Source organism: Pantoea sp. SGAir0215 (assembly GCF_043543215.1).
Genome location: NZ_CP028031.1, coordinates 382,883 through 402,935, shown reverse-complemented (window position 1 = coordinate 402,935; position 20,053 = coordinate 382,883). Strand labels below are relative to the sequence as shown.

The 20,053-nt window shown below is 54.0% G+C and carries 19 protein-coding genes; 8 read left to right on the top strand and 11 right to left on the bottom strand.

Annotated elements, in window-relative coordinates; genetic code table 11:
- The first annotated feature begins 44 nt into the window (after positions 1-44).
- From C1N64_RS02040 to C1N64_RS02030, 3 genes are all read left to right on the top strand, one after another.
- Entirely contained in the window at positions 45-1,388 is a 1,344-nt protein-coding gene (locus C1N64_RS02040) for a cation:proton antiporter (protein ID WP_006121128.1), read from the top strand.
- 30 nt (positions 1,389-1,418) lie between these two features.
- Positions 1,419-1,757, top strand: coding sequence for a hypothetical protein (locus C1N64_RS02035; RefSeq protein WP_006121127.1), 339 nt, complete (start codon positions 1,419-1,421; stop codon positions 1,755-1,757).
- Positions 1,758-1,927: 170 nt separating this feature from the next.
- Entirely contained in the window at positions 1,928-2,866 is a 939-nt protein-coding gene (locus C1N64_RS02030) for an alpha/beta hydrolase (protein WP_006121126.1), read from the top strand.
- A 117-nt stretch (positions 2,867-2,983) separates the two neighbouring features.
- Here C1N64_RS02030 and C1N64_RS02025 read toward each other — a convergent pair whose 3' ends face one another.
- The 7 genes from C1N64_RS02025 to C1N64_RS01995 all read right to left on the bottom strand — a co-directional run bounded on the left by C1N64_RS02025 (position 2,984) and on the right by C1N64_RS01995 (position 10,036).
- The gene (locus C1N64_RS02025; protein WP_050504762.1) at positions 2,984-4,063 is read right to left on the bottom strand and encodes a porin; all 1,080 of its coding nucleotides are present in this window, start codon (positions 4,061-4,063) and stop codon (positions 2,984-2,986) included.
- 190 nt (positions 4,064-4,253) lie between these two features.
- Complete coding sequence (locus C1N64_RS02020) at positions 4,254-5,000, bottom strand: glycerophosphodiester phosphodiesterase family protein (RefSeq protein ID WP_006121123.1); 747 nt, start codon at positions 4,998-5,000, stop codon at positions 4,254-4,256.
- Between the two features lie 37 nt (positions 5,001-5,037).
- Positions 5,038-6,141, bottom strand: a complete 1,104-nt coding sequence (locus tag C1N64_RS02015; RefSeq protein WP_033738282.1) for an extracellular solute-binding protein — start codon at positions 6,139-6,141, stop codon at positions 5,038-5,040.
- A gap of 31 nt (positions 6,142-6,172) precedes the next feature.
- The gene (locus C1N64_RS02010; protein WP_006121122.1) at positions 6,173-7,009 is read right to left on the bottom strand and encodes an ABC transporter permease; all 837 of its coding nucleotides are present in this window, start codon (positions 7,007-7,009) and stop codon (positions 6,173-6,175) included.
- Positions 7,009-7,875 carry an ABC transporter permease gene (locus tag C1N64_RS02005; RefSeq protein ID WP_006121120.1) on the bottom strand — a complete coding sequence of 289 codons (867 nt, stop codon included), beginning with the start codon at positions 7,873-7,875 and terminating at the stop codon, positions 7,009-7,011. The genes C1N64_RS02010 and C1N64_RS02005 overlap by 1 nt, the downstream gene beginning before the upstream one ends.
- Positions 7,872-8,972: an ABC transporter ATP-binding protein gene (locus C1N64_RS02000; protein WP_375124544.1), complete on the bottom strand. Its 1,101-nt coding sequence runs from the start codon at positions 8,970-8,972 to the stop codon at positions 7,872-7,874. Before C1N64_RS02000 ends, C1N64_RS02005 begins: the two co-directional genes overlap by 4 nt.
- Before the next feature lie 290 nt (positions 8,973-9,262).
- Entirely contained in the window at positions 9,263-10,036 is a 774-nt protein-coding gene (locus tag C1N64_RS01995; protein ID WP_039342793.1) for an inositol monophosphatase family protein, read from the bottom strand.
- A 294-nt stretch (positions 10,037-10,330) separates the two neighbouring features.
- Here C1N64_RS01995 and C1N64_RS01990 point away from each other — a divergent pair, with 294 nt between their 5' ends.
- The gene (locus C1N64_RS01990; RefSeq protein WP_033738268.1) at positions 10,331-11,461 is read left to right on the top strand and encodes an ROK family transcriptional regulator; all 1,131 of its coding nucleotides are present in this window, start codon (positions 10,331-10,333) and stop codon (positions 11,459-11,461) included.
- A gap of 73 nt (positions 11,462-11,534) precedes the next feature.
- Here the strand turns inward: C1N64_RS01990 and gorA are convergent, their stop codons facing one another.
- A complete protein-coding gene (gene gorA / locus C1N64_RS01985) occupies positions 11,535-12,887 on the bottom strand; it encodes a glutathione-disulfide reductase (RefSeq protein ID WP_033738266.1) in 1,353 nt (450 codons plus the stop codon).
- A 124-nt stretch (positions 12,888-13,011) separates the two neighbouring features.
- Between gorA and rnz the strand changes: the two genes are divergently transcribed.
- Complete coding sequence (gene rnz / locus C1N64_RS01980; protein ID WP_033738264.1) at positions 13,012-13,923, top strand: ribonuclease Z; 912 nt, start codon at positions 13,012-13,014, stop codon at positions 13,921-13,923.
- Positions 13,924-13,926: 3 nt separating this feature from the next.
- Here the strand turns inward: rnz and C1N64_RS01975 are convergent, their stop codons facing one another.
- Together C1N64_RS01975 and C1N64_RS01970 are read right to left on the bottom strand one after the other, a co-directional pair.
- A complete protein-coding gene (locus C1N64_RS01975) occupies positions 13,927-14,742 on the bottom strand; it encodes a CPBP family intramembrane glutamic endopeptidase (protein WP_394515207.1) in 816 nt (271 codons plus the stop codon).
- 61 nt (positions 14,743-14,803) lie between these two features.
- Positions 14,804-15,646 (bottom strand): 23S rRNA (adenine(2030)-N(6))-methyltransferase RlmJ, encoded by an 843-nt coding sequence (locus C1N64_RS01970; RefSeq protein ID WP_006121111.1) that lies wholly within the window; start codon positions 15,644-15,646, stop codon positions 14,804-14,806.
- Positions 15,647-15,967: 321 nt separating this feature from the next.
- Here C1N64_RS01970 and prlC point away from each other — a divergent pair, with 321 nt between their 5' ends.
- Complete coding sequence (gene prlC, locus C1N64_RS01965; protein ID WP_054632922.1) at positions 15,968-18,010, top strand: oligopeptidase A; 2,043 nt, start codon at positions 15,968-15,970, stop codon at positions 18,008-18,010.
- A gap of 7 nt (positions 18,011-18,017) precedes the next feature.
- Positions 18,018-18,770, top strand: a complete 753-nt coding sequence (gene rsmJ / locus C1N64_RS01960) for a 16S rRNA (guanine(1516)-N(2))-methyltransferase RsmJ (protein ID WP_006121101.1) — start codon at positions 18,018-18,020, stop codon at positions 18,768-18,770.
- Between the two features lie 64 nt (positions 18,771-18,834).
- Here the strand turns inward: rsmJ and uspA are convergent, their stop codons facing one another.
- A complete protein-coding gene (uspA, locus tag C1N64_RS01955) occupies positions 18,835-19,272 on the bottom strand; it encodes a universal stress protein UspA (RefSeq protein ID WP_006121100.1) in 438 nt (145 codons plus the stop codon).
- A 424-nt stretch (positions 19,273-19,696) separates the two neighbouring features.
- Here uspA and uspB point away from each other — a divergent pair, with 424 nt between their 5' ends.
- Positions 19,697-20,032, top strand: coding sequence for a universal stress protein UspB (gene uspB, locus C1N64_RS01950; protein WP_006121097.1), 336 nt, complete (start codon positions 19,697-19,699; stop codon positions 20,030-20,032).
- Positions 20,033-20,053 lie beyond the last annotated feature (21 nt).

The window sequence follows — 20,053 nt, the reverse complement described above, 5'->3', positions numbered from 1 at the left end:
AAATGTGCCAGGCTTAGTCATAAACTCAATTAAAACGGTGCGTTATGAACTTCATTGCCTGGACAGCTGCGACGGGCTGTCTGCTGTTATTAATGTCGCTGGCATCAGGGTGGATCCACCGCGGCCCCGTGACCTCTTTTGGTCTTTTTTTATTAACCGGGATCGCCTGTGGGCCGTGGGGATTTGATGTGATTGAAATCGATATCCTCCGCCACGCTGAACTGGTCGCGCATATTACCGAGATAACGATGGCCGCGTCGCTGTTCATCACCGGGCTCAAGCTGCGTCTGCCGCTGAAAGCCAGGCAATGGCGCGCGGGCAGCCTGCTGGCGTTTCCGGCCATGTTGTTGACGGTCGCCGCAATGACGCTGCTGTCTCACTGGCTGGTGGGGCTGTCGTGGCCGATTGCGCTGGCCTTTGGTGCCATTGTTGCGCCCACCGATCCTGTGCTGGCCAGCCTGATTTCCGTCAGCGATGCGCAGGACGATGATGCCCTGCGCGTTGCGATATCGAGTGAGGCGGGCATGAATGATGGTTCGGCGCTGCCGTTACTCATTCTGGCCCTGTTGCTGTTTAACGGTGAAAGTCTGGGCACGGGCATGCTGGCACGCTGGGCAGCCATTGATGTGGTGTGGGCCATTGGCGGCGGCATTCTGCTGGGGTTTGGTCTGGGGCGGTTAGTCGGCCTGCTGGCCGCACGGCTTCGTCATGCGCATGGTGATGTCGCACCCAATGACTTTCTGGCGCTGGCGCTCATTGCGTTGAGCTATGCCCTTGCTGAATCGCTGGGCGCGTCGGGCTTTCTGGCTACCTTTGCGGCAGGCCTGGGATTACGTCGGGCTGAACTGGGTGTGTTCAAACGTTATCAGCCTGATGATATGCCGGATGACGATCGGGTGCTGCCTGCGGAAGCACTGGTCAATCCCAACCAGCGTTTACAGCAACACGGTAGCGGTATGGTGAAATCGGTCGGTTTAGTGGTAGGCGACGCGCTGTCTTTTGGCGATACTATTGAGCGTTTACTGGCGGCCACAATGATGGTGGTCCTCGGCGTGACGCTGGCCCATCACTGGAACATGCAGGGCGTGATGCTCGGCCTGTTGCTGTTTGTGGTCGTCCGGCCACTCGCCGTATGGCTGGTCACGCTGCGCTGCGGCGTATCGCTTCCTCACCGTTTGCTCATCGGCTGGCTGGGGATTCGCGGTATAGGTAGTCTTAATTATATTGCGTTTGCCTGGGTCCATGGTATGGGCGGCTCGCAGGCAACGATGATGGTTGATATGGCGCTGACGCTGGTGGTATGCAGCATCGTGGTGCACGGCGTGTCGGTAACGCCGCTGCTAAACTGGCGCCAGGCCCGACTGGATGCAAAGCAGCGCCAGTCATGAAAGTGGGTTAACTGATAACAGGAGAAGACGATGAAGATATCTCAGATACTGTTGCTGAGCGTACTGGCCTCTGGCAGTGCGCTGGCGGCAGACGACACGGAACAAAGTGCTTACGCCAGCCAGCTGTGTCACATCGTGAGCAGTGAAAAAAGCGTATCGACAGCCGATCAGTATGTCGAAAAAATGAAATCCAGCGTCGCAGGATCGCAGTCCTCTTCCGCCTTCAATAAACCTGAATTTGACGAGGAACTGGCGAATGAAGTCGCCAGCGCATGGCTGCAACTGGGTGACGAAGAGCGCGCTAAACTGCGTAAAAATACGCAGCAGTGTGAGCAAACGGTGATGACGCAGTTCCAGCAGGAAGATTAACCGCAGTTAAATCGTCAATAAACGCGCTAAAATGGCGCGTTTTTTAATGGATTTTCATGCCCGATTGCGTACATAATCGCCAGCGTCTTCACCAAACGTGCGATACATAATAAAAACGCAGCGGACCGACAGGGCCGTCTGACCTTTCTGGCATAGATTTAACAGGCATCATGATTACGCGTCGACGCTTTATTTTCGGCACAGGAGCGCTTGCGCTTTCACTGGCTACCAGCAAACTGTTTGCCCGCGATGATATTATTCCCCTCTGGCCGGACGAACCGCCCGGCGGTGGCGGCCCTGGCGGAAAATTACGTGTTGATGCATGGGGCTCCTGGTCGAATATCGTCAGCCCGGCGATTCAGCGTTTCAGACCTGAAAACCCCAACGGTGAAGCGGTGCTCATCGCGGCAGGCGGCGGCTACCGCTGGATCGGTATGGGACGTGAAGCCTGGCCCGTTGCACACTGGTTAAATGCCAACGGCTATACCGCCTATGTTCTCAGCTACCGTTTGCCGCGTGAAAAGTGGCAGGCCGGAAATCTGGCGCCTTTACAGGATGCCCAGCGCGCGCTGCGTCTGCTTCGCTCATTCGAACGAAAAGTGCATGTATTAGGATTTTCGGCCGGTGGGCATTTGCTGGGGATGGCGGCGGCGCGTCCGGACTTTCAGTCCTATCCCCCCATTGACAGAGTGGATCAGGAAATCCCCAAAGCGGACAGTGTCGGGCTGATTTATCCGGTCATTACCCTGGAAGCCCCTTATCAACATACCAATACACATCTGATGATGGTCGGTAATGATGCCAGCCCACAGGAAGAAGCCAGTTGGTCTGTGCAAAATTATGTCACGCACGCTTATCCGCCCACCTTCCTGGCGCAGGCCGGTGACGACCACACTTCGAAACCCTTTAACACGCAGTTAATGCGCGATACCTGTCGCCGCAATCGCGTGCCGGTTCAGTTGATTCAGCTTTCCAGCGGCGGGCATGGTTTTGGCCTGGGTAAAGCGGGCACGCCGGCTGCGCTGTGGGATCAGGCCTATGTGAAATGGCTGGAAAACCTTGATCAGAACCCCTCACCGTTGACGCATCGGTCTGCCACTGTCCTTTAGTTATCCTGGCGACGCCGGTCATAAAAAAAGCCGGCAGTTGCCGGCCTCGCTAAAACAGCGATTCTCAGGATTGAAGCGACACAGGGCAAAGCATGTGATAAAGCACGGTCACTGCGATTAAAACTGATAGGTCAGGCCCATCCCGACGCTGTCTTTCGTAGTGATACCGGTAGCACGAGTAAAGTCATTATCTTTCAACAGGTTAATGCGGTAATCCACATAGGTCAGCATGTTCTTGTTGAAGTAGTAATAGGTGCCCACCGCAATATATTTCTGCATGGTCTGGCTTCCACCGGCAAAGTTGCCTGCGCCTTGCAGGTTTTCCCCACGCTGCGTGACAAAACCAATGGAAGGGCGTAAGCCGTTGAGGAACTGATATTGCGCAATGGCTTCGAAGTTATGCGTCTTATCAGCAATCTGCGACAGCTGGCCGTACGGGGTCACATCGTTGGCCTCACCGTACATCGCGGCAAGGTAGATTTGGTTCGCATCGTATTTGGCCGAGGTCACCCATGCCGTCGCATCGTCACCCTGACCGTCAGCTTGCTGTGTCAGCGTACGATTGGCTTTCATACCGGCCGCAGCAATGCTCAAACCATCGGTAATGCTGTAGGTCACACCGGCACCGTAGCCGTCGCCGTTTGCCAGCTTAGCGGTTGAGCGGTCGTTTTTCCCCTGATACTGAAGAATGACCTTCAGGCCGTTCCAGTCTGGCGAGTGCCAGGTGGCCAGGCCGGTTGAGCGTTTTGACAGGAAGTTGTCGTTGGTGGTCATGGTGCCGGAACCGTAAATCGGTGCCATATCGGTGTAAGCCGATGCGGTATACAGCACGCCAAAGCTGCGGCCGTAATCGAATGAGCCAAAGTCAGCCAGTTTCAGACCTGCAAAACCCAGACGCGTCGCATTCCCGGTTTGTGCGTCAGTGCCGCCTTCGCTGTGGTTCAGCTGGAAGTTATATTCCCATTGACCATAGCCTGTCAGCTGATCGTTAATTTGGGTTTCACCTTTAAAACCCAGGCGCGCATAAGAGTTATCACCATCTTCGGCGGTATTGTCCGAAAAGACATGACGCGCATCGACTTTACCGTACAGATCAAGTTTATTACCGTTTTTATTATAAATTTCAGCGGAGCATGCAGAAAATGAGATCAGCAAACACAGTGCATGCGGCGCGCATATTTTTATTTTACGTTGCATATCATCTACCCTTTAATGTTGGTGAAGCATGAGGTTTATTTCCGCACAAGGCGGCATTGTTCAAAAATGTCAGTTTCGTTATGACGAAATAATTAAAAGCGTTACGTGGCTACATCATGTGGCCGTATTTTTATGGTTTTCCCTGGTGTTGATTATCAGGGCGCATAACGCCTTGATAATGTATTTATTATTAAATGGCTAAATCAGGTATATCGCTCAATATCGTTTGCGCGCCACTGTGTAAATATTTACGGGCGACAGCAGGGTCATTAATTGTGGCAATCGCAAATTCAATACCGGAATCGGCCAGGCGTTTCAGGTCGTCATCCGTCGCAAAGTCCGCCAGGAAGTGCAGGATCTGACAGCCGGTTCTGGCCAGTAATGCCACAGGATCGCTGGGAGGAACGCACACGGCCAGTCCACGCGGGACGTCAGGCATGATCCTTTCCGCAACCTTCAGCGAGAGCTCAGAAAAGCTGCTGATAAAGAGCTTCTTTTCATCCGCAGGCCACAGCGATTTCAGCTGCGTAATGGCAATTTCCGCAGTTTCAATTTCCTGACCTGACGTTGGTTTGATCTCCAGCTGAAGGCCAATACCTTTATCCAGCACAAATCCCACGGTTTCTGCCAGTGTAGGGACTTTAACGCCTTTGAACAGGTGGCCATAACAGACGCCCGCATCCAGCGACCGGATTTGGTCCAGGGTTAAATTGGCGACATAGCCGGTGCCATTTGTTGTCCGATCCACCGCGTCATCGTGAATGATGACCGGGTGCCTGTCTTTGGTCAGTTTGACATCCACCTCTATCCACGTCGCGCCATGCTCAACGGCCGCCTGAAAAGAAGGCAGTGTATTTTCTGGTGCCAGCAGAGGCGCACCACGATGTGCAATCAGGCGGGAATTCACTACGCGTACAGGGTGTTTTTTTGTCGGCATGCTCAGCGTTACCTTCTGTTGTCGGGTTAGCACAGGCTTACTTAAGTAAGACCTGGTTAGAAAATTCGGTTCTGACTTCGTCGCCCAGCGGTTTAGGCATGAACTGGGTGCCATGAACACGTTCTTTGCTGTTGATCAGACCAGCATCGCGATTCACTTCTTTATTTTGTGGCGTAATGCCATAAACCTGTTGAAACAGCCTTTGTGTCGTGGGCAGCGTCAGCCAGTGGATAAACAGCAATGCTGCCGCTTTGTGTGGCGCATTCTTGGGAATCGCCACCATATTTCCGCCGCCGGGCATGCCAAAATCGGGGATGTAGAGTCGGATGGTTTTGGGGACTTCGCCGTGGTTTTCTAAGCCCACCAGATAGTCTTCCCAGGCGGGGACCAGCAGAAACTCACCGCTCACCAGTCGCGTTACGCTGTCGGCGTTAGAGGCGGTAATGATGTAATCAGGACGCAGTTGTTTGAACCAGTTCCAGGCCGGTTGTAAGGCCGTCAGGCTTTTTACATCCGCATCGCCTTTAGTGAAATCAAAGCCAGGCACCAGCGTACGCGTGACAGATTCAATAAACGCCGGACCGGAACCGCCGTTTTCCACGTTAAAGCCAAACTCCTGAGGATGAGTCTGCAGGAAGGTGGTGAGCTGCGGCAGGGTACGGGGCAACTCGCTTTCTTTCATGCGGCGCGAATCGTAGGCCAGGCCCGTCTGATTGCCCCAAAATGCCACGCCATAACCTTTACTGTCCGTACCCTCAATGGTGTAGTTCAGGGTTTTGCCTTCCGGCAGCAGCGTATTAATCGGGCCAAAAAACGTTTGCTGAGGCGATACCGTACCGAATGCGCCTCCGCCAATCGAAAACACATCAATATCGCCTGTTTCCCGTCCCCGGTCAGCCATGAGTTTATTAATATTGCCTTGCAGCGGACCTTCAGAGATCGTAACAGCAATACCGTACTGTTTTTCAAACAGGCTGACCTGCTCTTTAAGACGATCCTGGTAATACCATTGGTACCAGGTTAATTTCCCTTCTTTTTTAGCCTCGTCAACAATATGTTGCCAGTCCATTTGTGTAATATCCTGAGCCTGAGTACAAAAAGCCCACGCAAGTAATAATAAGGTGGCAGATCGTCTGAACATGATTTTCCCCAGTTAAGCGAGTTAATAACCGTCAGCCTTTTCCAGCAAAAGCGGCGACGGGATTCTTTGTCAGTAATTTTTCAGCTATCAGCATTAAAATGACATTCGGCACGACCAGCATTAAAGAAATAACAGCGGCATTAGGTCTGATAAAGTTGTAACCCAGATAAGAATAAAGAATGGTCGGTACGGTAATAAAATCCGGCGAGCCGACAATAAAGCTAATGGCGAACTCTTCGATGGATAACGTAAAGACAATAATTAAGGCCGCAAATATGCCGGGTCTGATAGTTGGCAGGCAGGCAACTAAAAAACGATTTACTACAGACGCGCCCATATCGCGGGCGGCATCCAGGGTGTCCTGACGTATTTGAGAAAAGGAAAGGGTCAGAATCCTCACGGCATAGGGCATTAAGATGATGGTATGTCCCAGTAAAATGCCGACAAACCGACTGTGGATGCCCACCACGTTCAACAGCATGGAAAAAAACAGCGCAATCACAAAGCCGGGCACAATGAGCGGAAGCAAAATCGCATTCTGTAGCAGGGATTTACCCGTAAACGACATCCGGCCAAACGCCCAGGCCGCTGGCAGGGCCAGTAGCAACGTGAGCACAGAGACGGTTGCCGCCAGTAAATAGCTGTTCTTCAGCGCCTGCGGCAGGGCCGTGGTCGTCCAGACTTCGACCCAGCGGCCCAGGGAAAGCACGGGCGGCAGGGCATCCGGCCAGGCCCAGGGATGTGTTTTATCCACCAGGGACCACAGCACGGTCAGAATAAAGGGGATCACCAGCCACAACATGAACAGTGCGGTAATCAGGATCATCATCATGATACGCAGGGGCGACATGCTTTTTCTGGCTCTCATCATTTATGTTCTCCCACTTTTTGCAGCCACTTCGCCAAACCGGCCAGCACCACCGCACCGACAAACGCCGCCAGCATTAATATCACCGCCACCACGGCCGCAAGGTTCCAGCCCTGGGCGCTGATTTCCGGAAAGCGCAGCATGTATTGCGACAGGGAGAAAACGCTGGTGGGGCCAGCCACGACCTGGAATGAAAAGTCGCCCAATGCGCCAATGAAGATCAGGATCAGCGAGACCTGAACGGCTTTGATGGATAAGGGCAGAATGATCTGTAAAAGGCGGGCGGTTTTGCCTGCGCCCAGATCGCGGGCCGCATCAACGATTTCGTCCCCGATAGCGCGCAGGCTGCCGGTGATGATCAACAGGGCATAGGGAAGCTGTTTCCAGACCTGCAGGATAATGACACCAATGCCCCAGCGATCATTCTGCATACGGATGGGTTGCGAGATGATGCCCAGTTTGAGCAGGCCGAGGTTAATAAAGCCTTGCCAGGAAATCAGATTGATGAACAGCAGGGCGGCGACCAGCCCGTGTACCATCAACGGGGCTTTCAGTAAGCCGCTCATCAGCACAGAGCCGGGAAAGGGCTTTCTCAGCCACAGCGCCAGCGGCAGGGCCAACGCCACAGACAGGACGGCACTCACCACGCCAATTTTCAGGGAATAGCCGGTGGCGCGCCACAGCTGACTGTCGTTCAGGATGGTTTCCCAGTACTGCAGCGTAAAATGCGCAGGCGCGCCAAAGTTGAACAGTCCGACAGATTGCGCGATGGCCATAACGACGATCAGAATCAGGGTGAGCACGACGGGAGCGACCGCAGGCAGCACCAGTAACCAGGCGACTATGTTTCGGTTGTGCACTTTCATGACCAGCTTTCCTGCAAAAAGCGAATCCTGTCAGGCGCGATGGAAAAATTAACGCTATCTCCTTCCCGAATGTGATTTTTACCGACTAACTGAATATGCCACTGGTATTCCGGCTCTTCATGGTCCTTTGGGTAAACCTGTAGCTCGGACAGGTTGCCCAGAAAGCTCACGGCACCTATTTCGAAAGCACGGGTATTCATACCGGTTTCCTGTTCGCTCAGCAGAGCATCTTCCGGACGCCAGAAGGTGTATACCTTGTCGGAAAGGGGCGGAACAGGACTGTGAATGTTCATTTCACCCAGCACGCAGGAAACACGATACATTCCGGTGTGACTGTCACCGTCGATGACATGCGCTTTCATCACATTCGCCTGGCCAACAAAGCCCGCAACAAACCGGTTAACCGGCGAGTAATAAATATCTTCAGGGGTGCCGGTTTGCTCAATGCGTCCGGCGTTCATAACCACGACGACGTCAGACATGGACAGGGCTTCTGCACGGTCATGGGTCACATAGATAGCGGTAAACCCGTGTGAACGCTGCAGCTGGCGGATTTCGAGGCGGACTCTGTCGCGTAATGTGGCGTCGAGATTCGACAGCGGTTCGTCGAACAACACGATTTCGGGCCGCACAGCCAGCGCTCTGGCCAGCGCGACACGCTGCTGCTGACCGCCCGATAACTGCGCAGGCAGCTTCGGTAAGTGGGCGTTTAACGAGACCTGAGCGGCGGTTTGCGTGACGCGATCCTGTCTCTCCGCTTTGGCCATTTTCCTCTGCTTCAGCCCAAACCCAATGTTTTCGGCCACAGACAGGTGAGGGAACAGCGCATAGGACTGAAAGCACATGGCCGTATCGCGGTGCTCAGGTTTAACCTGATGCATGTCCTGCTGGTGAATCAGGACTTCCCCGCTGTCCAGGCTGTAAAAGCCCGCAATCACTTTGAGCAGCGTGGTTTTGCCACATCCAGACGGACCCAGCAGGGAAACGAACTGTCCTTTTTCGGCCTTCAGTGAAATGCCGTCCAGCGCGACAAAGTCGTCGAATCTGAGCATGGCATTATTGATTTCAAGCGTATTCACGTATGGCTGCCCCGTCATTGAAGAAATGTGTGCATCTTAATTAATGCGATGCGCATAATAATTTGATGCGGCGAAATTAGGCAATTTCAGGCAGGTTAAGAATTTATTAATTTTATAAAACCCATATTTAACATGATAATACTGAGGTGATTTGATTTCGTACATTTACTCTGCTAACTATTATCATGCATAGTGAATAATATTGAAGGCAGAACGTTTGTCGGTCATATGAAGAAAAAAGCGGGGAGGACAGCGCCGAAACGCTGTCCTGAAAAGACGGCAGGAAGAGAGCGCGGACTGACGGATATTCAGGCGGGGGTAAAGCGGGGGTGCGGAATAAACTGGGCGGAAAGGCGATTGAGTGCCGCGGTGCCAACACTCACATGTGTTGAACTTTTTTCCTGGCTCCCGGCCAGATGAGCATCAAGCCCTGCGGCTTTGCATAGGGCATAGCCCGCGGAAACATCCCACATACTGCTGAAGCACTCCTGATAGCCATCGACATAGCCCAGCACACTAAAGCTTAAACCGATGGTGGCACAGCGGTAGCGCACCACATTCCAGCCAGTATCCCGGTACGCTTTTTCAATGCAGAGCTGGTGGGTGAAGTCCCATGAAGGACTGTCGCCAATGGCAACGGTTTTGAGTCCCTGGGCGATTTCGGGTCGCGTAAAAGGCTGGCCGTTAAAATAAATGCCGGCCTCCTTGCCCCCGCTCAGCATGATGTTTAACACCGGATGAACAATCACCCCGATGACCGGTTCGCCGTCGATGACATAACCGACAGAAATGCCCCATAACGACGAGCCACGGAGAAAGTTACTGGTGCCATCAATCGGATCGACCGACCAGTAACGGTCACTGAGTTCGCCGCCTTGCTCTTCGCCAATGACGCGTTCATTGGGGAAATATTGCGCCAGACGTTGACGAATCAGCTTCTCAACCTCCTGATCTGCTTCACTGAACACATCCTGGGGCCTTTTTTCGCAGATTTCTAATTCACTGAGCTGCCTGAAATAATCCAGCGCCAGCTGTGATGCCTCTTGAGCAATACGTTCAATCACCTTTACGCGCGTATCCATTCTTAATCCGTTCATTTTGTGAAAGGTCCTGAGCTCGTTCGTTTACCTTGTGCTGCACAATGACTCAGCAACGGGAAACGCTGATTTAATATAATGCTTTACGCATGAAATTAGAGTGTCGGCCTGTTTTGTGTCAGTATTATGATGATTTTGTGATGCGATTTTTTTTAGGAATATCGTCCTGAATCAGCATGTTCACACAGCACGTAAAGGTCAGGCGCATGACTATTCGGAATGCATAAAAGCGTGCTAGGGTGTAACAGAACCTGTCATTAAAACGGTGAGGATAACGTGGTGGTTCATGGATATTCAGGTCGTGATGAAGTCGAACTTAATCGCAGTGAAAAACTTATTCTTGAGCTTGTTCGCCGCAATCACGGCATTTCCCGCTCCTCGCTGGTTTCACAAACGATTCTGAATCAGTCATCGGTTCACCGTATTGTTGATACACTGACCGAAAACGGTTTTCTCAGCCTGGGGGAATCGCCCTCACAGGGAAGGGGTAAGCCCAGCCCGTCGTTATCCCTGAATCCGGACGCACGTTACAGTTACGGTATTTCCATTAACTCTGACAGCGTGGCGGCAAGCCTGATTAATTTCCGCGGCGATATTATCGAATACTGCGTGCTGGACACGCTGCCCGGCAATCCTGCCCGAACGCTGCTGGATCTCAAACGCCATTATCTGGATACCTTAAAACATATTGGTATTTCGTCAGAAAAAGTGTGTGGCGTCGGATACAGCATGGCGGGCTTTCTGTATGACGCCCGGAAATATTTTAATCCGCCAGAACCGCTGAAAAACTGGATGGGCATTGATCTGCGCCGTGAAATTATGACGCTGTTTGACCGGCCCGTCTGGATTGAAAATAACGCCACGACGGCCGCGCATGCAGAAGCTTTTTTGGGCGCGGGCCTGCACTACGAGACCTTCGGCTACCTCTCTTTTAATTACGGCTTTGGTGGCGGCATTGTCATTAACGGCAAACCGTTTCAGGGCGCTTTTGGCAATGCGGGCGAGATCAGCCGGATTTTTTCGCCGGAAGAGGGCAAACTGCGTCCTGCGCTGGGGATCTTAATTGATCGACTGCGCAACGGCGGTATTGAAATTCACAACATTCGCGATCTGAATAATAAATTCGATCCGGACTGGCCCATTGCCCGGCAATGGGTCAACGAAGTCACGCCCAATTTACATCGGGCCATGGATGCCCTGAATGCCGTTATCGATCCCGGTGCCATTATTTTAGGCGGCGAATTGCCCCGTAAGCTGGGCGAAATGTTTTTAGCCATGCCCCGGGTCAGTTCGGGCAAACGCTGGAATATTTCGGCGGAGTATCCGGATATTCTGCTGAGCACTATTGAGGGCGACAGCTCGGCACTCGGTGCGGCGTTGACGCCGCTGCGGGAGACCTATTTCAACTGATAAATCGCTCACTGGCGCGAAGGCCAGCGAGCGGTGGTCTCTCTGCTGTCTGTCGGCAGCAGAGAGGAACGGGTTAGCGCATGGTGACAAACTCTTCCGCCGCCGTCGGGTGAATCGCCACGGTATTATCAAAGTCTTTTTTGGTCGCGCCCATTTTTAACGCAACCGCAAAGCCCTGCAGCATTTCGTCCATACCACTGCCAATGCCATGAATGCCGACGATTTTTTCCTCCGGACCGACGCAGACGAGTTTCATGCGGCACGGCTGGCGATGCTGCGTGACGGCGGTGTACATCGCGGTAAAGGCGGACTTGTAGACTTTCACCTGGTCATCACCGTACTGTTCGCGCGCCTGCGGCTCTGTCAGGCCCACCGTGCCGATGGGGGGATGGCTGAACACCACAGTCGGGATATTGCGGTAGTCCAGATGCTCATCCGGTTTGTTATTGAACAAACGCTCTGACAGGCGACGGCCCGCCGCGACGGCGACCGGCGTCAGTTCGACGGCACCGGTGTTATCGCCGACGGCATAAACGCCAGGCACGTTGGTGTTCTGGAATTTATCGACCTTGATGTAGCCTTTCTCGTCCAGCGCCACACCCGCTGCCTGAATATTCAGGCCGTCGGTTTCAGGAACGCGTCCAATCGCCCAGACCAGGCAATCAACCGTGTATTCACTGCCGTCTTCCAGCTGCAGCGTCAGGCTGCCATCGGCATTTTTTACTACCGCTTTTGGCGTCGCCTGCGTATGCAGCGTTGGGCCTTCCGCGTTCATCACCTCAACCAGCGTATCCGTAATTAGCGGATCAAAATTGCGTAGTGGCGCATGTTTGCGAACAAACAGATGGGTTTCTGAACCTAATGCGTTTACCACGCCCGCCAGCTCAACGGCGATATAGCCCGCGCCGACCACGGCGGTACGTTTTGGCAGGGCATCCAGCTCAAAGAAGCCGTCAGAATCAATCCCGTATTCCGCGCCGGGAATGTCGGGATGACTCGGGCGTCCGCCCGTAGCAATCAAAATATGATCGGCGGTGATCGTTTCGCCATTCACCTCAACGGTATGGGCATCAATAAAACGGGCAAAACCGTGGATCACATCGACCTTATTTTTCCCCAGAACATTGTCGTATGATTGGTGAATACGATCGATATAGGCGCTACGGTTTTTCACCAGCGTGCCCCAGTCAAAGCGATTAACGGTGGTATCAAAACCATAATCCGGCCCGTAAAGATGAATGGCCTCGGCAATTTGTGCGGCGTGCCACATTACTTTTTTCGGCACGCAGCCGACGTTGACACAGGTTCCGCCCAGCGCTTTGGCTTCAATCAGGGCGCACGTCTGGCCATAGCTTGCTGCACGGTTAATTGAAGCGATACCGCCGCTGCCGCCGCCGATGGCGAGATAGTCATAATGTCGGGTCATGGAAGTTTCATCCGGTTACTGGGAAAGTGATAGAGAGTGTAACGCCGCAGGGTACGGCGTCGCAAAAATTGCGCCTATGATTGTAACAGGCCTTATCGTTTCATTATTTACAGGGAAGCATAGCATGTACCTGACTTTTCTTGGCACCGGCGGGGGCGCGCCGAGTCTGCAACGCAATGTCACTGCCATCGCGTTTACCCGCGACAAAAGCGGCGCCACCTGGCTGTTTGACTGCGGTGAGGGCACGCAACTCCAGTTTATGCGCTCAGACCTGAAGCCTGGCAAACTCGATAAAATCTTTATCACCCATCTTCATGGCGACCATATTTTTGGGCTGCCGGGCCTGCTTACCAGTCGCTCGATGGCGGGGTTAACCACGCCAATGACGGTTTACGGTCCAGCAGGGCTGAAAGCTTTCGTTGAAACGGCACTGTCGCTGTCCAGCTCGTATACCGATTACCCGCTGGAGATCGTTGAGATCGCCGCGGGTGAGGTACTGGATGATGGCGAATTTCGCGTGACCGCCTGGCCGATGAATCACACCATTGCCTGCTTTGGCTATCGCATTGAGCAGCATGACAAACCCGGTTTTCTGGATGCGCCTCGCCTGAAAGCAGAGGGCGTACCGCGCGGTCCCTGGTATCAGCAGTTAAAGCAGGGCGACACGATTACGCTGGAAGACGGGCGTACCGTTAACGGCGCTGAGTATCTTGGGCCGCCAGTGAAAGGCAAAACGCTGGCCATTTTTGGAGATACTGCGCCCACTGACGTCGCGCTACAGCTGGCGGCGGACGTTGATGTGATGGTGCATGAAACCACGCTGGAAGAGGCGCTGGCTGAAAAAGCCAACGGGCGCGGTCACTCTACCACCTTACAGGCTGCGACGGTGGCAAAGCAGGCCGGAGCAAAGCGCCTGATTGCCACCCATTTTAGTTCGCGTTATCTCGCCCGGGACATGGCGCGCCTGCTGGCAGAATGCCAGCGCATTTTCCCTGACACCGAGATGGCGCACGACCTGGCGGTCTTCACGCTGTAGGGATCAGTGCGCCAGCGCAGGGTAAGTAAAGAACAGCAGGTGGACCATGTTGAGTGCAAAATGGAACGCGGTCGCCAGCCACAGGCGGCCGCTCCAGTGCCAGACCAGACCATAAATCAGTCCGGCCAGCGCGGCAAAGATCATCAGCAGCACGCCGCCAGATGCATGGGCCAGACCAAACAGCAGTGCCGTTATCAGCAGGGCGATCACGCCGCCCCATTTCTGGCGCAGGCGCTGCTGGAGATAACCCCGGAAAAACGCCTCTTCGGCCAGTGAGACAAAAAACAGATTGGCCAGCGCAAACGCCCCCAGCCAGTCCGGAAGGTGCGTTTCGACGGCAAGGCCGCCCAGCAACACGGCGCTGCCCAACAGCAGCGGCACGGCGGCGACAGGCGCGAGCCACCAGGCCGGCGAGCGCGGCGGATGCGCCTCTGCGTTGAACAGCGTCGGCAGACAGGCCAGCAGCAGAAAAGGAATCAGCGCTTTATCGAAATTAAAGGAAAATGAGAAAGGTACGCTGCGGGCACCGACCTTAACCGCCTCGACCTGCGGGGGATTATTGAATCCCGGAATAAGGTGCAGCATCAGCGCCAGCGCAATCAACACCAGAAGGGCTTCGCTGACGATCTGCCATCGCCGACTCCGGCGATCGTAGATACGAAACGCGACCAGGGCAGCGACAGCCGCAAACACAAAGGTAACGGGCCAGTCGAGGACGTTTTGATAAACGCCCAGCGCCGTTGCCAGCGCGAGCAATAACAGAGAAAGGCGTTTCGCCGGTTGCAGGGCGGCCAGCGCGCCCGCCAGGATGATCCACATAAAAATGACCTACGTTCAACGCCGCCGTGCTGTGCGCGGCGACGTTAAGCTGGGAAAGGAATTATTCAGGTACGATTTGGTTAACGCTGAAATGGCCTGTGCCGGTTGGCACCAGTTTCTGATGCAGCCACGGCAGCAGCGTGTTCATCTGATCGGCCAGCTTCCACGGGGGATTGATGACAATCATGCCGGACGCGGTCATGCCACGCTGATCGCTATCGGGGCGCACGGCCAGCTCAATCTGCAGGATATTACGGATGCCCGTGGCCTCCAGCTCGCGCAGCATATGTTTGATTTGCTGACGCAAGACGACCGGGTACCACAGCGCATAAATACCGGTACCGAAACGTTTGTGACCTTCCTGAATGCCTTTTACAACGGCCTGGTAATCACTTTTCATTTCGTAAGGCGGATCAATCAGTATCAGTCCACGACGTGACAGCGGTGGCAGCTTCGCTTTTAGCTGCTGATAGCCATCGGCCCTTTCAACGCGCGCGCGACTGTCTTTGCTGAACTCGGTACGCAGCAGCGGATAATCGCTGGAATGCAGCTCGGTCAGCTGAATCTTATCTTCAGGGCGCAGCAGATGGCGGGCGATTAGCGGAGAGCCAGGATAGTAGCGCAGCGTGCCGTTACGGTTCAGGGCATGAATCGCATCGAAATAGGGTTGCAGCAGGGCGGGCGCGTCCGGTTGTTGCCAGATGCGTCCGATGCCTTCCAGATATTCACCCGTGCGCTCTGCGTGCTCGCCGCTGAGTTGATAACGTCCTGCACCGGCGTGCGTATCCAGATAGAGAAATGGTTTTTCTTTCTCTTTTAACGCAGTGATGATGAGGCTCTGTACGGTGTGCTTAAGCACGTCGGCATGGTTGCCAGCGTGAAAACTGTGGCGATAACTCAACATAAAAAAGGGTATGTCCGCGGTTGAAGCTAAAAATAATCAAGTTGGCCCGATTATAACGACAGATAAGAATAATTGCTGGCATTTCGCGCACGGCAGCGGGCCTCTGGCCCTGGATTACAGGGTAAACCTTCTGCGCCATCGGTGTGTTAGCCTGTTTTATCCTCTGCTATGGTTAATCCAAACGCCGGCGGAAGGCCAGCTTGGCGCTATTCTGCTATTCATGACCGGTTACACCATTGATTTTCAGCATTCCAGACCGCATGTTAATAAGATTGCGTTGCGCGATTCATCGCGCCCCACACATTGTTAAAGGACTGCGCTATGACTAATCCGTTACTCACCTCGTTCACGCTTCCCCCGTTTTCGGCGATTAAGCCTGAGCACGTGGTGCCTGCCGTGACCGACGTTTTAAATGAATGCCGGGCGATGGTGGAAAAAGTGGTAGCGCACGGCGCACCTTACACCTGGGACAATCTTGTCCAGCCGCTGGCAGAAGCCGACGATCGCCTGAGCCGTATTTTTTCGCCGGTCAGCCATCTGAACTCGGTTAAAAATAGTCCGGAACTGCGTGAAGCCTACGAGCAAACGCTGCCGCTGCTGTCTGAGTACAGTACCTGGGTTGGTCAGCACGAAGGGCTCTATCAGGCTTACCGGGATTTAAAGGAAGGCAGTCATTACCGCACGCTGGATCAGGCGCAGCAGAAAGCCGTCGATAACGCCCTGCGTGACTTTGAGCTGTCCGGGATTGGTCTGGAAAAAGACAAGCAGCAGCGCTATGGCGAAATTGCCGCGCGTTTGTCTGAGCTGGGCTCTGCCTACAGTAACAACGTGCTGGATGCCACGATGGGCTGGAGCAAGCTGATCACTGACGAAAGCGAATTGTCGGGCATGCCGGAGAGCGCACTGGCCGCAGCGAAAGCGCAGGCTGAAGCCAAAGGTCAGGAAGGCTGGTTGCTGACGCTGGATATTCCCAGCTACCTGCCGGTGATGACCTACTGTGATAACGCCGCGTTGCGTGAAGAAATGTACCGTGCTTATTCCACCCGCGCCTCCGATCAAGGCCCTAATGCGGGCAAATGGGATAACGGCCCGATTATGGCCGAGGAGCTGGCTCTGCGCCACGAACTGGCTCAGCTGCTGGGTTTCGACTCCTTCGCGGATAAATCGCTGGCAACCAAAATGGCGCAAAGCCCTGCTCAGGTGATCGATTTCCTGAACGATCTGGCCGACCGCGCACGTCCACAGGGCGAGAAAGAGCTGGCGCAGTTGCGTGCTTTCGCGAAGAAAGAGTACGGCGTGGAGACCATGAATCCCTGGGATCTGACCTACTATGGCGAAAAACAGAAACAGCACCTCTACACCATTAGTGATGAGCAACTGCGTCCTTACTTCCCGGAATCCCGTGCGGTGTCTGGCCTGTTTGAAGTCGTCAAACGCATCTATGGCATCACCGCCAAAGAGCGGACGGATGTGGATGTTTATCACCCGGATGTGCGTTTCTTCGATCTGTTTGATGAAAGTGGCGAGCTGCGCGGCAGCTTCTACCTTGACCTGTATGCGCGTGAGCATAAGCGTGGCGGCGCGTGGATGGATGACTGCGTTGGGCAGATGCGTAAAGCCGATGGCAGCCTGCAAAAACCGGTCGCTTACCTGACCTGTAACTTTAACCGTCCCGTCAGTGGTAAACCGGCGCTGTTCACGCACGACGAAGTGATCACCCTGTTCCATGAGTTTGGTCACGGCCTGCACCACATGCTGACCCGCGTTGAGGCGGCTGGCGTGTCAGGCATTAACGGTGTGCCATGGGATGCGGTGGAACTGCCAAGTCAGTTCATGGAGAACTGGTGCTGGGAGCCGGAGGCGCTGGCGTTTATTTCCGGGCACTACGAAACCGGCGAGCCACTGCCTGAAGACCTGCTGAATAAGATGCTGGCAGCGAAAAATTACCAGGCGGCGTTGTTCATCCTGCGCCAGCTGGAGTTCGGTCTGTTCGATTTCCGTCTGCATACTGAATTCAACCCAGAAAAAGGCGCACAGATCCTGGAGACGCTGCGCGAAGTGAAAAGCAAAGTCGCCGTGGTCCCCAGCCCGGAATGGGGCCGCTTCCCGCATGCGTTCAGCCATATCTTCGCGGGCGGATACGCAGCGGGTTATTACAGCTACCTGTGGGCCGATGTACTGGCGGCGGATGCGTATTCACGTTTTGAAGAAGAGGGCATTTTTAACCGCGAAACCGGTCAGTCCTTCCTCGACAACATTCTGACGCGCGGCGGTTCGGAAGAACCGATGGAGCTGTTTAAACGCTTCCGTGGCCGTGAGCCTCAGCTGGATGCCATGCTGGAACACTACGGTATTCAGGGATAAGCCGTACGTGAAAATTTGTTTGTTTGATGAAACAGGCGCCGGTGACGGCGCCTTATCTGTTTTGGCCGAACGCTGGCAACTGACGCATTGTGACGATGCGGTGCTGGCGCTGGTAAAGACCGCAACGCATCTTGAACTGCGTAAGCGGGATGAGCCTAAACTGGGCGGCATCTTCGTGGATTTTGTTTCCGGTGCCATGGCGCATCGCCGGCGTTTTGGCGGTGGCCGTGGCGAAGCGGTAGCAAAAGCGGTCGGCATTAAAGGCAGTTACCTGCCCGATGTGGTGGATGCGACAGCCGGGTTAGGGCGCGATGCGTTTGTGCTGGCGGCCTTAGGCTGTCGGGTGCGCATGCTGGAACGGCATCCCGTGGTGGCGGCACTGCTGGAAGACGGGCTGGCGCGTGGCTATCAGGATGCGGAAATTGGTGGCTGGCTGCGTGAGCGTCTTTCACTGATTCACGCCTCCAGTATTCAGGCACTCACCGATATTGCGCCACCGCCAGATGTGGTTTATCTCGATCCTATGTATCCCCATCGGCAAAAAAGCGCCATGGTGAAAAAAGAGATGCGGGTGTTTCAGTCATTAGTCGGCGCGGATGAGGATGCGGATGCCTTGCTGGAACCGGCTCGCCGTCTGGCAAAGAAGCGTATCGTGGTGAAACGCCCTGATTATGCGCCACCGCTGGCCGGTGTCGGTACGCAGTCTGCGGTGGTCACGAAAAGCCACCGCTTCGATATCTATCCGCCGCTCGCGGAGTAGTCATGTCAAGCCGGTCGGCGACGACGTTCCTTCACGTCAACCGCCCCGGCTTTTTTCGTGCGGGTTATTCGTCATCCTCGTCGCGCAGTGGCACGATCAACATGTCGATATGCACGGTGTTGATCAACTGACGCGCTGATGACATCAGCTTGCTCCAGAAGTCCTGATGATGACCGCACACCACCATGTCCACGTCGTATTTTTTAATCGCATCGACCAGCACCTGGCCCAGATCGCCACTGCCGCTCAGGGTTTCGGTGATGGGATAGCCCGCCGCATCTGACAGATTTTTCAGCGCCAGATGGGTTTCTTCAGAAATCCGCTTTTGCATATCGCCCAGGTTGACGTCAATCAGGCCGGTGTACAGATCAGAGTAATTCACATCGACATGAATCAGCGAAATTTTGGCGTCGTAAGGGCGCGCGAGCGAGACAGCTTTATCCACTAATAACTGACTTTCTGGCGAAAGATCGACTGCAATCAGGATATGTTTATAAGCCATGATATAACTCCTTCCACGAGATTCAGAATGGCAGCGGTTTCCAGACGCGTCACAGCTGCGAAATCCATTGCGCGAACGGGCGATGAGCGCCACCAAATTGGGTAACCTGCAATACAGGCAATGCTGTTGTTATACCTGAAAGTATAGCCCTGTGTGTTAACAAATGCTTCTGAAGCCGTCTGGCTTGTGAATAAGATCAATGATGAACGATTTTTACTCGTATAAAACGAAAATCCTCGCTGGTAAAAAATTGAACATTTCTCCTAAACTAAAAAAAGCAGCCTTGATCACATGGCTGTTACTTTTCTGATGATTCAAAAATAAAACTACAAATCGCTTAACGGGGTTGTTGGCAAATTCTGCAGGGACTGTTCAGCATGGTGCGCGTTCTGCACTGTTCTGCGGTGCCGGTAAGGAGGGTGACATGATCAGCACTATCGCGCTTTTTTGGGCTCTTTGTGTGGTATGCCTTGTAAATATGGCGCGCTATTTCTCTTCGTTGCGTGCGCTGCTGGTGGTTCTGCGGGGTTGCGATCCCCTCTTATACCAATATGTTGACGGCGCGGGTTTTTTCACCTCCCATGGTCAGCCTGGCAAGCAGGTGCGGCTGGTCCGCTATATCTGGGCAAGGCGCTATCTTGATCATCATGATGACGAATTTATTCGCCGGTGTGAGCGGGTAAGAGGCTTGTTTTTGTTGACCAGTTCGCTGTGCGGATTAGTCATTATCAGTTTGATCGCCCTGGCTATCTGGCATTAAAAAGGGCGACCGAAGTCGCCC

What these genes read in the sequence shown, in the direction of transcription:
- C1N64_RS01970 (WP_006121111.1), bottom strand. Translation starts at nt 15,646, where the DNA reads ATGTTGAGTTATCGCCACAGTTTTCACGCTGGCAACCATGCCGACGTG.
- uspB (WP_006121097.1), top strand. Translation starts at nt 19,697, where the DNA reads ATGATCAGCACTATCGCGCTTTTTTGGGCTCTTTGTGTGGTATGCCTT.
- rnz (WP_033738264.1), top strand. Translation starts at nt 13,012, where the DNA reads ATGTACCTGACTTTTCTTGGCACCGGCGGGGGCGCGCCGAGTCTGCAA.
- C1N64_RS02020 (WP_006121123.1), bottom strand. Translation starts at nt 5,000, where the DNA reads ATGCCGACAAAAAAACACCCTGTACGCGTAGTGAATTCCCGCCTGATT.
- C1N64_RS02035 (WP_006121127.1), top strand. Translation starts at nt 1,419, where the DNA reads ATGAAGATATCTCAGATACTGTTGCTGAGCGTACTGGCCTCTGGCAGT.
- C1N64_RS02000 (WP_375124544.1), bottom strand. Translation starts at nt 8,972, where the DNA reads ATGACGGGGCAGCCATACGTGAATACGCTTGAAATCAATAATGCCATG.
- uspA (WP_006121100.1), bottom strand. Translation starts at nt 19,272, where the DNA reads ATGGCTTATAAACATATCCTGATTGCAGTCGATCTTTCGCCAGAAAGT.
- C1N64_RS02030 (WP_006121126.1), top strand. Translation starts at nt 1,928, where the DNA reads ATGATTACGCGTCGACGCTTTATTTTCGGCACAGGAGCGCTTGCGCTT.
- prlC (WP_054632922.1), top strand. Translation starts at nt 15,968, where the DNA reads ATGACTAATCCGTTACTCACCTCGTTCACGCTTCCCCCGTTTTCGGCG.
- C1N64_RS01975 (WP_394515207.1), bottom strand. Translation starts at nt 14,742, where the DNA reads ATGTGGATCATCCTGGCGGGCGCGCTGGCCGCCCTGCAACCGGCGAAA.
- C1N64_RS02040 (WP_006121128.1), top strand. Translation starts at nt 45, where the DNA reads ATGAACTTCATTGCCTGGACAGCTGCGACGGGCTGTCTGCTGTTATTA.
- C1N64_RS02005 (WP_006121120.1), bottom strand. Translation starts at nt 7,875, where the DNA reads ATGAAAGTGCACAACCGAAACATAGTCGCCTGGTTACTGGTGCTGCCT.
- C1N64_RS02010 (WP_006121122.1), bottom strand. Translation starts at nt 7,009, where the DNA reads ATGAGAGCCAGAAAAAGCATGTCGCCCCTGCGTATCATGATGATGATC.
- C1N64_RS02025 (WP_050504762.1), bottom strand. Translation starts at nt 4,063, where the DNA reads ATGCAACGTAAAATAAAAATATGCGCGCCGCATGCACTGTGTTTGCTG.
- C1N64_RS02015 (WP_033738282.1), bottom strand. Translation starts at nt 6,141, where the DNA reads ATGTTCAGACGATCTGCCACCTTATTATTACTTGCGTGGGCTTTTTGT.
- C1N64_RS01995 (WP_039342793.1), bottom strand. Translation starts at nt 10,036, where the DNA reads ATGGATACGCGCGTAAAGGTGATTGAACGTATTGCTCAAGAGGCATCA.
- gorA (WP_033738266.1), bottom strand. Translation starts at nt 12,887, where the DNA reads ATGACCCGACATTATGACTATCTCGCCATCGGCGGCGGCAGCGGCGGT.